We start from the raw sequence: 13,779 nt of genomic DNA, 5'->3' as shown, positions 1-13,779 counted from the left end.
TGGGAGCGGGCTTGCCCGCGATGGCGGTGGGTCAATCAAATCGACGTTGCCTGACACTGCGCATTCGCGAGCAAGCTCGCTCCCACATTTGGATTTGTGTGCACTCAGATTTTGAGCAGACCGCCGACCTCCTGTGGGAGCGAGCCTGCTCGCGAAAGCGGTGGGTCATTCAGATCATCATTGACTGACACTGCGCATTCGCGAGCAGGCTCGCTCCCACAGGGGTCTAGGGTGTCAGGACTATTCGGGATACCCGGTGATTTTGCGGATGCTTTGATACAGCGGTTTGAGCTGGCGATACATGCGCAAATACACCTCTCTGTACAACTGTTCATAAACCTTCTGCGCCTCAGGCTGCGGTGTGAAAACCGCCCCCACCCGAGTCATCGCCGCAATGGCCGATGGGAAATCCCGATGCAATCCCAACCCCACCGCACAGCAAATCGCCGCCCCCAACCCGGACGCTTCATACACATGCGGACGCTCTGCCGGCAGGCCGAAGATGTTGGCGGTCAGTTGCATGGCGGCGTCGCTTTGCGAGCCGCCGCCGGCGACGCGAAGGCGCTGGATCGAGACCTTTGAGCGCCGTTCGATGTTCTCCATGCCCTGGCGCAGCGCGTAGGCCAGGCCTTCGAGAATGGCCCGGTAGATGTGCGCGCGGGTGTGTACGTCGCCGAAGCCGATCATCGCGCCTTTGGCTTCCACGCCCGGTTCGCGGATGCCCGGTGACCAGTAGGGTTGCAGCATCAGGCCCATCGAGCCCGGTGGCACTTCGTTGACCAGTGCGTCGAACAGTTGCTCCGGCTCGATGCCCTGCTCTTTTGCCTGCTGCATCTCGCGCAGGCCGAATTCGTTCTTGAACCAGCTGACCATCCAGTAGCCGCGATAGATCATCACTTCACAGTTGTACTGATCGGGCACGGCCGAAGGATACGGCGGGATCAGCGGGACGATTTCCAGGTAGCGTGAGCGGGTGCTGGTGATGGTCGCGGTGGTGCCGTAAGACAGGCACACGGTGCGCGCATCGACCACGCCGGAGCCGATCACTTCGCAGGCCTTGTCCGCGCCCGCCGCGATCAGCGGCAGCCCTTCGGGAATGCCAGTGTGCCGGGCGGCTTCGGCTGTGATGTAGCCGAGGGTTTCGCCGGGTTTGTGCAGGGTCGGCAACTGCTCCGGGCGCACCGCCAGTGCTTGCCATTTCCAGTCATGCGGCGCCGCCCATTTCAGCCGTTTGAAGTCGAAGGGCAGATAACCGACGCAGCAGCCGACCGAATCGACGAAGCGTCCGCACAGGCGATGAGTAAGAAAACCCGAGAGCAGCAAAAACTTGTCGGTCGCCGCCCACACTTCGGGCTGATGCCGGGCGATCCAGTTGGCCTCGGCCTGGGCGCGAAAGTAATCCACCGTTGCCTTGGCGCCGACCAGTTTGAACAGCCAGCCCCACGGCCCCTTGATGCCGCCCTCGACCTCGGCCTGACGTTGATCGAGCCAGACAATTGCCGGGCGCAACGGTTTGCCCTTGGCGTCCACGTTGATCACTGTGCCGCGCTGGGTGGTCAGGGATACGCCGGCAATCTGCGCACGGTCGATGCCAGTCTGCTGCCAGAGTTGCTGGCAGGCCTCGCCGAGTTTCGCCCAGTAATATTCCGGGTCCTGCTCGGCCCAACCGGGTTGCGTCGAGTAGTACGCCTGCAGATCGACTTTGCCTTTGCCGAGCAGATTGCCCTGCAGATCGAAGAGCAACGCGCGCACGCTCTGAGTGCCGTTGTCGATCGCTAATAGGTATTTCATGGGGTGATCTCCGGCAGGCCGTGATCGCGCAGCCACAACAATCGATAACGCTGAATTTCCGCTAGCCAGCGCTCATCGTCCCAGGCCAATCGTGGCTGGCAGAGCGTGCGAATCGCGGGAAGATAGTCCTCGCCACCGCGCGGCAGCAACAGGCCCAAACGGGTGCGGCGCAGCAACAAATCATCCAGGTGCAGAATCATTTCCGCCTCGCAGGCGAACGCCAGTTCGGCCCACAACGTATCGCTGGCGCCAACCGTTTCCAGACCGAGTTCACCGAGCAATTGCGCCAGCCTCGGCAGGTCTCGACCGTGACGTCCGGCCAAGCGCCGCCATTGATTGCCGCTCAGTCCCGCAATTGTCAGCGGCGGCACAGCGGCGAACAACTGCGCGCCGTCATCGACAAAAGAACGCCCGAGCATCCCCGCACACGCCTTGAGCACTTCGATCGCTTGCGGGCGAAATGTGGTCAGTTTGCCACCGGCCAACGTCACGCAACCGGGCTCCTGCCACAACACATGTTCGCGGGTTTCGTTGGACGGTTTGTCCTGCTGCGCACCCGCCGCGCTGCCGACCACCGGACGCACGCCTGACCAGGTCGACAGCACATCGTCGACGCCCACTTCGGCGCCGGGAAATTGCTGCTGGCAAGCGGCGAGCAGATAGTCGAGTTCGTCGCTGGATATGCGCGCGCTGTGGTCGAGATCTTCGCGGTGATCGAGGTCCGTGGTGCCGACCACCGTCGCGCCCTCCCACGGAAACACGAACACCGGGCGCCGATCGCGCTGATGTAGAAAAGTGAACGCATGCGCCACCGGCAAACGCCAGCCCGGCAGCAACAGATGACTGCCGCGCAACGGTCGCAATTGCTTCGCTGACTCAACGGGACGCAAGCGCTCAGCCCAAGCGCCCGTAGCCACGGCCAGCACGCCAGAGCGCAATTGCAGCGTGGCGCCGCCCTCGCCATCTTCGATCTGAACCCCGCACACGCGCCCGCCTTCACGCAGCAGTTGCGTGACCCGCACACCATTGAGCACCACCGCGCCATCGGCCCGAGCCTCGCGCAGTACGCGCATCACCAGCCGCGCATCATCGGTCAGGGCATCGACAAAACAGCTGCCGCCGAGCAGGCCGTTTTCCTTCACCCCCGGGGCGAGAAAACGCAGTTGTTGTGCGTCGTGAAAAGCATGGTTGCGCCGCCCCGCCAGCGCGTCGTACACCGAGAGCAGGCCGCCCATGACGCGCGGCCCGGGAAAGCCGCCGCGATAGTGCGGCATCATGAAACTCATCGGCTCGACCAGCCCCGGCGCCTCGTCGAGGAGGCGCTGACGCTCGCGCACCGAATCGCGGGTCAGGCGCCACTGGCCCTTGGCGATGTACCGCAAACCGCCGTGGACCATTTTCGATGATCGGCTGGAGGTGCCCCAGGCAAAATCGCGCTGCTCCAGCAGCAGACAGCGCCAGCCCCGGCGCGCGGCTTCGCGGACGATTCCGGCGCCGCTGATGCCGCCGCCGATGACGATCAGGTCCCAGGTTTCATCCGCCAGCGTCGGCAGCATCTGCTCGCGCCACTGCGCGTTCCATTGCGCCGTCATGGCCGCGACTCTGGCAACAGCGTGCCCGGGTTGAGGCGCCCCTCCGGGTCGAAATGTTCGCTCAGCGCCTGCAACGTCTGCATCGCCAGCGGACCTTTTTCGCGCAGCAGATACGGCGCGTGATCCTTGCCGACACCGTGCTGATGGCTGATGGTGCCGTGGTTGTCGACGATGGTCTGGCTGGCCGCGTGCTTGAGCATCCGCCAGCGTGCCAGCGTCGCGGCATAGTCCGCTGCCGGGCGAAACACGTAGGTGGTGTAAATGCTCGAGCCTTCGCCGTAAACGTGCGAGAGATGAGTAAACACATGCACGCGCTCGCCCTCGGCGGCCAGGGCATCGCGCAGGCTGTTTTCGATCAGGCTGAGCAAGTGATCGACGTTGCTCCAGTCGGTGGCGGTTTCGAGGGTGTCGACCACGTAACCGGCGTTCCACAGGTTCTCGCGCAGGTAGGGAAAGCGGAAGCGGTTCTGCGCCCACTTCTTGCCCAGCAGGGTGCCGGTGAACACGCCGCCGAAGGCTTTCAGATGGGCGCGCGCGTGTTTCAGCGACAGTGCGTTTTGCTGGCGATTGCCGGTGACGCCGAAGGTCAACAGACATTTGCCGTCGCCGGCGCCGCGCAGCTTGAGGTACTTTTCCAGCCAGGCGATCTGTTGCGGATGGCCCGCCAGCGCCAGTTGTGTTTCGGTTTCCACCGCGTTGGACAGGCGCAGCATCGACAGCGGTACGCGCGCCTGCGCCAGTTGCCGGATTGCTTGCAGCGCGTGCGGCCAGTCGGGCAGAAACACGCCGTAGAAACGTTCGTCCGCCGGCAACGCACTGACCCGCACCTTGACTTCGGAAATGATCCCGAAACGGCCCTCGCAACCGAGCACCATTTCACGCAGGTCGGGACCTGCCGCCGACGCGGGAAAGGTTGGAATCTGCAGAGGCCCGGCGAAAGTTTCCAGGGTGCCGCCAGCGAACAATTGCTCGATCCGCCCATAGCGCAACGACTGCTGACCGCTGGAACGACTGGCCACCCAACCGCCCAGCGTCGACAGCTCCCACGACTGCGGAAAATGCCCCAGCGTGTAGCCGCGCGCACGCAACTGGCTTTCCACTTGCGGCCCGCTGGCGCCGGGGCCGAATGTCGCCAGCAGGCTTTGTTCGTCGAGGTCGGTCAGGCGATTCATCCGCGCCAGCGACACCGTCAGCACCGGCCGCGTGGAGTTTGGCGGATTGATGTGTCCGGCCACCGACGTGCCGCCGCCGTAGGGAATCAGACACAGATCCTGATCATGGGCGAGCGCCAGCAATTGGCGGATCTGCTCAGCGGTTTCGGGAAAGGCCACGGCATCGGGATACGTACCCAGTGCGCCTTCGCGCAACGCCAACCAATCCGGCAGGCTCTGGCCGCGCGCGTGCAGCAGGCGGTCGTGAGCATCGACGCTGTACAAGCGGTGCGGCGCCAGGCGCGAGGTCGGCACTTGCGTCAACGCCGCTGCCAATGTCGCATCAGGCAATGCCCGGCCGGCGCCCAAGCGTTCGTGGAGAAATTTCGCGCCCTGGGCCGGCAGTTCAACCACCGTGCCTGCCTCTCCCCAGCCGTTCCAGCGTCGCATGCGTGTGTCCTTTTTCTGCCGTTGGATCAAGCTTGCATACTAGTCAGCGCTGGAGATCTGTCACGGTCGCATCGGGCCAGAACCTGTAGCGAATGGCGCCAAACGTCCGGGCATTTACTTTCGCCGGGCAATCCACTTACCTTGCGGCATTCATTCGCTCACGTGCCGTCGATCAAAGGACCGCGACCATGCCATCGCTCGGCTTCACTTCCGTTCCGCCGCTGCTCAAATACCTGCGTCACGCCGAACAGTTGGGCATGGCCATCGAGCCTGCGTTGGCGGCGGCCGGGTTGCAGGCGCAGCAGTTGAGCGACAACACCTTGCGCCTGCCGGGTGAGGTTCACGAGCGCTTGCTGGATTATTTCTGCGAGCACTCGGGCGATGGCTTGTTCGGGCTGCATGCGGCGAATTTCGTCCTGCCCAATTCGTGGAGCGTGCTCGGTTACATCACCATGAATTGCGCGACGCTGGGCGATGCGATGAGCCGGATCATGCCGTTCGAAAAACTCGTCGGCGACATGGGCGTCAGCCGCGCCGAGGTGCAGGGCGAGCACGTGCATCTGATCTGGACCTGCCGCTACGAGCGGCCACGGATTCGTCGGCATCTGGTGGAAAACGTGCTCGGTTCGTGGCTGCACTACGCGCGCTGGATCGCCGACACGCAGCTGTCGCCGGCCTGCGTATGGCTGGAGCATGCGCGGCCAGATGCGGTGACGCAGGCCGAGTACGAGGCGTTTTTCGGTTGCCCGGTGCGGTTCGATCAGGCGTATTCGGCGCTGGTGGTGCCGCTGGCGTATTTGCAGTTGCCGCTGCGCCAGGCCGATGCGCAATTGCTGCGAACCCTGGAAGAACACGCGATGGGTTTGCTGGCGAGGCTGGAAGATGCGTCGCTGGCGCAGCAGGTGAAAAACATCCTGCGCGGTTTGCTCAAGGAGGGCTTGCCGCGCAAGGAGCAAGTGGCGGAGCAGCTCAGCGTCTCGGTGCGCACGTTGCAGCGGCAGTTGCAGCAGGTCGGGACGTCGTATCAGCAGATTCTCGATGAGCTGCGTCAGGAGTTGGCGGAGCACTACTTGCTCAATAGCACGTTGCCGGTTCAGGACATTGCGCAGTATCTGGGTTTTACCGAACCGCGCTCGTTTCATCGCACGTTCAAGAGCTGGCGCGGGATGCCGCCGGGGGAGTTTCGGTTGCGGAATCGGCGGTGATGCTGATGGCCTCTTCGCGAGCAGGCTCGCTCCCACAGTAGTTCTCGGTTGTCTGCATTTCCGAGTTCACCGCAGATCCCCTGTGGGAGCCAGCCTGCTCGCGAAGGCGTCATTCGCCACACCGATTAAACACGTCTTGGCACAACTGTTTAAAGCGACACGGCATTCCGCGAAACCACCCACAATTCCTTGCGCCGTTGCCTACGCCTGCGCCAGAATCCGCCGGCTTGTGCGCCCCAGACCTCATCGCTACTGTGATTGCGTCACTGCCTATCAGTGATCGGGTTTAGTAGCCCGGAGTATTTGGGGTGCATCGTTCATCAGACAGTCAGGTCTCGCCTGAGCTTTATGGTGGCTGTGCGCAGGGCGCTCTCGGGCGCGCCGGTTTCCCAGATCCCCGGTCTACTAACCTGCGCACAGCTGCCTCCACTTTCTTTAGTAGGAAAGCGGTGGCCAGCCAAAATGAGGATCTGGATATGTTCAAAGTAACCCCAAACCCGCCCCCCACCGACCCGGCATCTCCCTACGAATCCGCCGACTCGAAGAAATTCCACGAAGCCGCCGACCGCGCCCTCGACCATTACCTCGGCCCATCCAGCGCCGAATTCATGGCCCCGCCCTACAAGTCCAACACGCTGTACATGGCCAATCCCGAGGCCGACAACGAATCGCTGTTGGCCGACGCCTGCGAAACACTAGGGTCGGCGACGGTGATGCTCAACGATCAGGCGGGGCTGGTGAACGGCTCGCAGCGCAAGACGTTGCAGGGGATTGCGCAGATTGTGATGGTTGCGGAGATGGCAGTGAATCGGGTGCTGGATCGGTTGGTGCCGACTGATTGAGGGTTTTTGAGGAATTTGGTGTGGGCTGGTTTTTGTGGGGTGTCAGGGGTTGCCCTCACCCCAGCCCTCTCCCAAGGGAGAGGGAGCCGACCCGGTTGTCTTGCGCTGTCCGTCGACCTGAAAGACCAAGTCGATTATGGATTCGACGCCATGCATTCAATTCGATTATGGATTCAGCACAGCACATTCAGGTCGGTGTAACTCCCGAGCATCCCCCAATCGGTCCCCTCTCCCTCCGGGAGAGGGCTAGGGTGAGGGGCTTTTGATCTCTGGCGCTAAATTCAAAGACTGATCGCATTGGTAAACACCAACCGATTGCCAAACGGATCGGCGATCGTCATGTCCTGACTCCCCCACGGCATCGCCTGAATCTGCGGATGCGAGAACTTGTAATCCTTGGCCATCAACTGCTGCTGAAACGCCTCCAGCTCATCGGTCTCGATACGCAGCGCCGAACCCGGGCAGGCATCGCCGTGATGCTCGGACAGATGCAGCACACACTCGCCCCGTGACACCTGCAGATACAGCGGAAAATTCGCTTCGAAGCGATGCTGCCAGTCGATCTTGAAACCAAGAAAATCGACGTAGAACTCGACAGCCTTGGCCTCATCGAAGATCCGCAGGATCGGGGTGGTTTTGCCGAAGCTCATGGGGTGCTCCCTGACTGATTGGCCCCACAGTGTAGACGGGGAGGATGTCAGCAAATCGGCTTGTGGATGGCTTTCTTTAATTGCAATGTGCCATCACTGTGACGCACACCACGAATCCTTAACGAAAGTGGTCGCGCAGGTCGCCCTGTCGCGCAAGAAACCGCCCTGCCCTCGCCCCATTCGCCTGCCCGTCGCGATAGCTCAACACGCCGTTGACCCAAACCCCGTGAATCCCCTGCGCCGCCCGTTGCGGATCGTTGAAATCGGCCACGTCACGCACGGTCGCCGGATCGAACAACACCAGATCCGACCAATGCCCTTCACGAATCTCGCCCCTTTCCTGTAAGCCAAAACGCGCCGCCGACAGGCCGGTCATCTTGTGCACGGCGGTGTGCAGCGGAAACAACCCGACGTCGCGACTGAAATGGCCCAGCACCCGTGGGAAAGCGCCCCACAGGCGCGGATGCGGGAACGGGTCTTCGGGCAGTCCGTCGGAGCCGACCATCGAAAGCGGATGGGCGAGGATTCTTCTGACATCGGCCTCGTCCATGCCGTAGTACACCGCGCCCGCCGGTTGCAGACGTTTCGCGGTTTCTTCCAGCGACAGTTTCCATTCGCCTGCGATGTCAATCAGGTCGCGCCCGCTGACTTCCGGGTGCGGCGTCGACCAGGTAATAGTGATGCGATGGGCATCGGTGACTTGCTTCAAATCCAGGGTCGAGGAACTCGCCGCATAGGGATAGCAATCGCAACCGACCGGATGGGTTTTCGCTGCCTCTTCCAGCGCTGCGAGCAATTGCGGACTGCGTCCCCAGTTACCGACGCCAGCGCATTTGAGGTGGGAAATGATCACCGGCGATTGCGCGTGGCGGCCGATTTGAAATGCTTCGTCCATCGCCTCCAGCACCGGGGCGAATTCGCTGCGCAGATGGGTGGTGTACACCGCGCCGAACGCCGTCAGTTCTTCGGTCAGTTGCATGACTTCATCGGTCGAGGCGTTGAAGGCGCTGGCGTAGGCCAGGCCTGTGGATAAACCCAACGCGCCGGCCTCGAGACTGTCGCGCAACTGCGCGCGCATGGCGGTGATTTCGTCGGGAGTCGCGGTGCGGAACAAGTCGTCGAGGTGATTGCTGCGCAGCGCCGTGTGGCCAACCAGCGCGGCGACATTCAGCGTGGTATTGGCCGCTTCGACGGCGGCGCGGTAGTCGCTGAAGCGCGGATAGACGAACGCCGCTGCGCTGCCGAGCAGGTTCATCGGATCGGGTGGGTTGCCCTTCAAATTGACCGGCGAAGCGCTGATGCCGCAATTGCCGACAATCACCGTAGTCACGCCCTGGCTGAGCTTGGGCAGCATCTCGGGTTGGCGGATGACCACGGTGTCGTCGTGGGTGTGCACGTCGATGAAACCCGGCGCCAGCACCCGGCCGGCGGCGTCGATTTCTTCGCTGGCGCGGGCGTCAGGCAGATCGCCGATGCGCTCGATGCGGCCATTGAGAATTGCCACGTCGGCCTTATAGCCGGGCGTGTTGCTGCCGTCGATAACCAGCGCGTTGCGGATCAGGGTGTCGTACTGCATGTCAGTCTCCCAGCGGCAGGTGATCGTCGCCGCCACGGTATTCGTCGAGGGCGAGTTTGATTCGCCGCAGACGTTCTTGATTGTCTTCAGGGCTGGCCAGCGCCAGCTCGGTGGCGAGCACGTCGATCGCCAGCAGCATGCCGTAGCGCGCCGCCGTCGGTTTGTAGATGAACGAGGTTTCCGCGCCTTGCAGCGGCAGCACGACGTCGGCCAGTTCGGCCAGTGGTGAATCGCCGCGAGTGATGGCGAGAATGCGCGCGCCGTAGTTGCGCGCCAGCTCCACGGTTTCCAAAAGCTCCGGGGTGATGCCGGTCAGCGAGCAGGCGATCAGCACTTGCTCGGCGTTCAAACTGGCGGCGGTGACGCGCATCATCACCGCGTCATGACACACCGCAATCGGATAACCGAGGCGCACCAGACGCACCTGCAATTCATCGCTGCACAGGGTTGAGCAACCGCCCATGCCGAACGCGTGAATCATCCGCGCCTGACCGAGTAATTTCACTGCGTCGGCGAAGCGCGATTCGTCGAAACCGGCCAGATGCTGGCGCAGGGTGGTTTCGATGTCGCCGACGATCTGCCCGTAGAACGCCGACTGCTCAGGCGTGCCCGCCGGGTCGAGAAACCGGCTGCCAACGCCGCTGGCCTGGGCCAGTTGCAGACGTAGATCACGCAGGTCGCGGCAGCCGACCGTGCGGGCAAAGCGCGACAGCGTGGCGGTGCTGACCTCGGCGCGTTGTGCGAGGTCTTCGAGGCTGGCGCTGGCGGCAAACCCGACATCGTCGAGCATCAACCGCGCAATGCGCCCCTCGCCGGCACTGAAGGAATCCTGGCGGGCGCGGATCTGGTAGAGGATGTCCATGGGCGGCGGGCTCCGGTTACAGCAGGTAGGAAAGGCCGACGGTCAGCGCGAAAGCGACCAGCGAAATCAACGTCTCAAGCACCGTCCAGGTCTTGAACGTCTGCGCGACCGTCATGTTGAAGTATTCCTTGATCAACCAGAAGCCGCCGTCGTTGACGTGGGAAAAGATAACCGAGCCTGCGCCGGTCGCCAGCACCAAAAGCTCAGGATGTGGATAACCCAGACCGATGGCCACCGGCGCGACAACGCCTGATGCAGTGGTCATCGCCACCGTCGCCGAACCGGTGGCGACACGCATCAGCGCGGCGAACAACCAGCCCATGATCAGTGGCGACAAATGAAATTCATGGGCAAGGCCGACGATCTGATCGGTAACGCCGGCATCCACCAGAATCCGGTTCAAGCCGCCACCCGCGCCGACCAGCAAGGTGATGCTGGCGGTGGGCGCGAGGCATTCGTTGGTGAACTTGAGGATCGATTCGCGGTTGAAACCTTGGGCAATCCCTAGCGTCCAGAAGCTCAGCAAAGTCGCCAACAACAGCGCAATCACCGAATTGCCGATGAACAGCAGGAACTGGTTGAACGTGCTGCCGGGGGTGGAAATCAGATTGGCCCAGCCGCCGATCAACATCAGCACCACCGGCAGCAGAATGGTCGCCATCGTAATGCCGAAACCCGGCAATTTGTCGCGCGGCTCGCGCTCGAGAAATTGCTTTTCCAGCGGATTGTCCGCCGGCAATTGAATGCGCGGCACGATGAACTTGGCGTACAGCGGCCCGGCGATGATCGCGGTCGGAATGCCGATCGCGATCGCGTACAACAAGGTCTGCCCGACCGACGCCTGATAGGCCTGCACCGCGAGCATCGCCGCCGGGTGCGGTGGCACCAGCGCATGCACCACCGAGAGGCCGGCGACCATGGGTAGACCGACCATCAGAATCGACACACCAACGCGGCGCGCCACGGTGAAAGCGATTGGCACCAGCAAGACGAAACCAACTTCAAAGAACAACGGCAAGCCGACCAGAAACGCAATGCAGACCATCGCCCAATGCGCGTTCTTCTCACCGAATTTCTCGATCAGCGTGCGCGCCATCTGCTCGGCGCCGCCGGACTCGGCCATCATCTTGCCGAGCATCGTTCCCAACGCCACCACCAGCGCAATATGCCCCAGCGTCTTGCCGACTCCGGCCTCATACGCACCGACCACAGCCGACGGCGGCATCCCGGCCACCAGCGCCAGGCCCAGGGAAATCAGGGTGATGACAATGAACGGATTGAGCCGGTAACGGGCGATCAACACGATCAGCGCGATGATGGCCACAGCGGCGTAAACCAGCAGCCAATAGCCGAGGGAAGGCGTCATGCGGTACTCCTCGAAAGGGTCACGTTCGAATGGGTTGTGAAACTCATAAATCATTTCGAGATCGAGATTTCAAACCGCATGAAAGTAATTTTCGCGGAGAGACAAGAGGTGTCGCTGATGGATATGGGGTGTCGTGATTAATGAAAATCGGAGGGCGGGATTTTCATGGCATTTCAAATCTCCACTTAACTCTGGGAGAGCGAGCCTACTCGCGAAGACGGCTTCACATTCAACATCTGCATTGACTGACCCACCGCTTTCGCGAGCAGGCTCGCTCCCACGGTTTTGATCGCACCCTTCCAGGCAGAACGCTGTCGACCTCTTGAACCGAGTATGTCGACGCTTCGAACGAGCGCTATACTCGCTCAAGGTAATTACCCGGGATCACGCCATGGCCATCGTACGTCGCAACCGAAAAAAATTGACCCAGGACGCCCTGATCCGCTCAATCGCCAGCTCCACAGCGATCGAGACCGGCCAAAGTGTCGATATGATCGAACGCAAGCTCAAAGCTAAATCCGGCAAATTCCAACACCTCGCATTGGCCAGGTAGGCTTCTCTCAAGCCCACAGTGCTCGCCGGACCCAATATTCCATTGGCTGGTAGTTGCAGTCGAGGCCTTGATTTATCGCAGCAAAGTAAGCCTCTTTGTTTCGCTCCCAACAGCTGTAATCCAGCGGAACATAGCCCGCCTGCGCCGCCATAACGTCTGCAAGTAATCTGGACAACCGTCCATTACCCTCCCGGAATGGAGGAATCAAAATGAATTCCACATGCGTTACGGCGATGGCGTGAATGAGGTTCTCATCAAGATCAGGTTTACACGGGGTGAATTCAGCAAGGCGTTCCTTCTCAAAACCCTCTAACAAGCGCGGAATCTGTGGGGCCGCAGCAAAGAAAAACCGTCTTTGCCAAGGTTGACCGCCCGTATTTCACCCGCCCAAGGATAGATATTGCCCAGCCAGTACCGATGCCAATCCCTCAAGTCCTGAACAGTAATTGACCGTGCCGGTAAACGCTCGATCAGAACCTGCTGGTAAAGTTTTTCCAGCAGAGTCAGCTCGGCATCATCCATCTCTTCAGGATCACTGATTCCCAGCTTGTTGCTCAGTACCTGCTCATCCGAGCCGGCCTGAAAACTGCCCTGTGCCCCCTCTGCCTCGTAACGATCAACCATTCCCGAACCTGCCGACCTGTCGATGATTCAAGGCACCTTAAGCCGGGTTACATGCGAGCGCAAAGGCAGAAATACAAACGGCCACCCAAAGACGGCCGTTCATTTGATCGATAGCAAAGCCCGACGGGGCTCAATGATCCATCACACCATTTCGTTACGAATCCATTCCACCACCGACGTGCGCTTCGGCGTCCAGCCCAGCAGGTCGCGGGCGTGTTTGCCGCGTACGCGGCTGTTGGAACCGAGGCCGTAGTTGGCCATTTCATAGCCCCATTCGGCTTCGGCGTCTTGCAATGGCCAGTCTTGCGGTTCGCCCAGATTGAGGGCTTCGGCCATGGCGGTGGTCATGTCGATGAACGAGGCTTCACCGCTCTCGACGAAGTAGAAAGTGCCGGGCACGTTTTTGGTCAGCGCCAGCTGATACAGGGCGACGACGTCTTCGATGTGCACGTTGGACCAGATGTTCTGCCCGGTTCCGACGTGGCGAACGACGCCGCTTTTGCGCGCCTGCTTGAGCAGTCGCGGCAGTTGCACGCTGTCGCGGTTGACGCCCAGGCTGTGGCCGTAGATCAGGGTGTTGCAGATCACCGCCGAGTTCACGCCATCCTGCGCCGCCGCGAGTACCAGGTTGTCGATGGCCACGCGCGCAGCTTTGTCGACAGTCGGTTCCGGCAAATTGTCCTCGTAATAGATGACATCGCTGGATTTGCCGCCGGAAGCATCGCCGACAATGCTCGAACCGCTGGTGTGCAGAAAGACCTTGTTCGAGCCGCGCAAAGCGTCGAGCAACGCTGCAACCGCACCGCGATGATCGCTGCTGGCAGCGTTGATGACGGCATCGGCAGCACGGGCCTGTTGCGCCAGCAATTGGCTGTCATCGAGGGTGCCGATTACCGCGTTCATGCCCAGTGCTTTCAGCTCATCAGCCTGCTCCGCGCTGCGCACCAGGCCGGTGACGTTGTGCCCGGCCTGCACCAGGCCGGTGGCGATGGAACCGCCGATAAAACCGGCAGCGCCGGTGACGAATACATTCATGGAGAAACTCCCTGCGTGAATAAGTGATGCAGCGAGTATCGGCCGATGAAACCCGGCGAAAAACCCGCCCTCGGCCAATTCA

The 13,779-nt window shown here is 61.6% G+C and carries 13 protein-coding genes; 3 read left to right on the top strand and 10 right to left on the bottom strand.

The features are described 5' to 3' along the window. Positions 1-240 precede the first annotated feature (240 nt). From OK411_RS04645 to OK411_RS04635, 3 genes are read right to left on the bottom strand one after another with little or no spacing between them, the layout of a single operon-like run. Positions 241-1,791 carry an FGGY-family carbohydrate kinase gene (locus OK411_RS04645; protein ID WP_264364504.1) on the bottom strand — a complete coding sequence of 517 codons (1,551 nt, stop codon included), beginning with the start codon at positions 1,789-1,791 and terminating at the stop codon, positions 241-243. Further along, entirely contained in the window at positions 1,788-3,383 is a 1,596-nt protein-coding gene (locus OK411_RS04640; RefSeq protein ID WP_217879300.1) for a glycerol-3-phosphate dehydrogenase/oxidase, read from the bottom strand. Before OK411_RS04640 ends, OK411_RS04645 begins: the two co-directional genes overlap by 4 nt. Continuing rightward, entirely contained in the window at positions 3,380-4,984 is a 1,605-nt protein-coding gene (locus OK411_RS04635) for an FAD-binding oxidoreductase (RefSeq protein WP_264364503.1), read from the bottom strand. The genes OK411_RS04640 and OK411_RS04635 overlap by 4 nt, the downstream gene beginning before the upstream one ends. Before the next feature lie 188 nt (positions 4,985-5,172). On the opposite strand from OK411_RS04635, the gene OK411_RS04630 reads away from it, so the two are divergent. Beyond that, entirely contained in the window at positions 5,173-6,189 is a 1,017-nt protein-coding gene (locus OK411_RS04630) for an AraC family transcriptional regulator (protein WP_136491903.1), read from the top strand. A gap of 476 nt (positions 6,190-6,665) precedes the next feature. After that, positions 6,666-7,031, top strand: coding sequence for a DUF6124 family protein (locus OK411_RS04625; protein ID WP_122699388.1), 366 nt, complete (start codon positions 6,666-6,668; stop codon positions 7,029-7,031). A gap of 281 nt (positions 7,032-7,312) precedes the next feature. Here the strand turns inward: OK411_RS04625 and OK411_RS04620 are convergent, their stop codons facing one another. The 4 genes from OK411_RS04620 to OK411_RS04605 form a co-directional block, all read right to left on the bottom strand. Further along, a complete protein-coding gene (locus OK411_RS04620; protein WP_016771789.1) occupies positions 7,313-7,681 on the bottom strand; it encodes a glyoxalase superfamily protein in 369 nt (122 codons plus the stop codon). A gap of 118 nt (positions 7,682-7,799) precedes the next feature. Next, positions 7,800-9,257: an N-acyl-D-amino-acid deacylase family protein gene (locus tag OK411_RS04615; RefSeq protein ID WP_264364502.1), complete on the bottom strand. Its 1,458-nt coding sequence runs from the start codon at positions 9,255-9,257 to the stop codon at positions 7,800-7,802. 1 nt (position 9,258) lies between these two features. Beyond that, positions 9,259-10,119: a MurR/RpiR family transcriptional regulator gene (locus tag OK411_RS04610; protein ID WP_122508182.1), complete on the bottom strand. Its 861-nt coding sequence runs from the start codon at positions 10,117-10,119 to the stop codon at positions 9,259-9,261. A 16-nt stretch (positions 10,120-10,135) separates the two neighbouring features. Continuing rightward, a complete protein-coding gene (locus OK411_RS04605) occupies positions 10,136-11,485 on the bottom strand; it encodes a GntP family permease (RefSeq protein WP_264364501.1) in 1,350 nt (449 codons plus the stop codon). Between the two features lie 391 nt (positions 11,486-11,876). Between OK411_RS04605 and OK411_RS04600 the strand changes: the two genes are divergently transcribed. Continuing rightward, entirely contained in the window at positions 11,877-12,038 is a 162-nt protein-coding gene (locus OK411_RS04600; protein WP_016771791.1) for a hypothetical protein, read from the top strand. A gap of 7 nt (positions 12,039-12,045) precedes the next feature. On the opposite strand, the gene OK411_RS04595 is transcribed toward OK411_RS04600, so the two are convergent. The 3 genes from OK411_RS04595 to OK411_RS04585 form a co-directional block, all read right to left on the bottom strand. After that, positions 12,046-12,354 carry a Fic family protein gene (locus tag OK411_RS04595; protein WP_264364500.1) on the bottom strand — a complete coding sequence of 103 codons (309 nt, stop codon included), beginning with the start codon at positions 12,352-12,354 and terminating at the stop codon, positions 12,046-12,048. Further along, a complete protein-coding gene (locus OK411_RS04590) occupies positions 12,348-12,662 on the bottom strand; it encodes a hypothetical protein (protein WP_264364499.1) in 315 nt (104 codons plus the stop codon). Before OK411_RS04590 ends, OK411_RS04595 begins: the two co-directional genes overlap by 7 nt. Before the next feature lie 141 nt (positions 12,663-12,803). Continuing rightward, positions 12,804-13,697 (bottom strand): NAD-dependent epimerase/dehydratase family protein, encoded by an 894-nt coding sequence (locus tag OK411_RS04585; RefSeq protein WP_264364498.1) that lies wholly within the window; start codon positions 13,695-13,697, stop codon positions 12,804-12,806. Between the last annotated feature and the right edge of the window lie 82 nt (positions 13,698-13,779).

The sequence above is a fragment of the Pseudomonas sp. RG1 genome, assembly GCF_025910115.1.
Classification (GTDB): domain Bacteria; phylum Pseudomonadota; class Gammaproteobacteria; order Pseudomonadales; family Pseudomonadaceae; genus Aquipseudomonas; species Aquipseudomonas atacamensis.
Note: the sequence above shows the minus strand (reverse complement) of the source record. Positions and strands in the feature narration are given on the sequence as shown.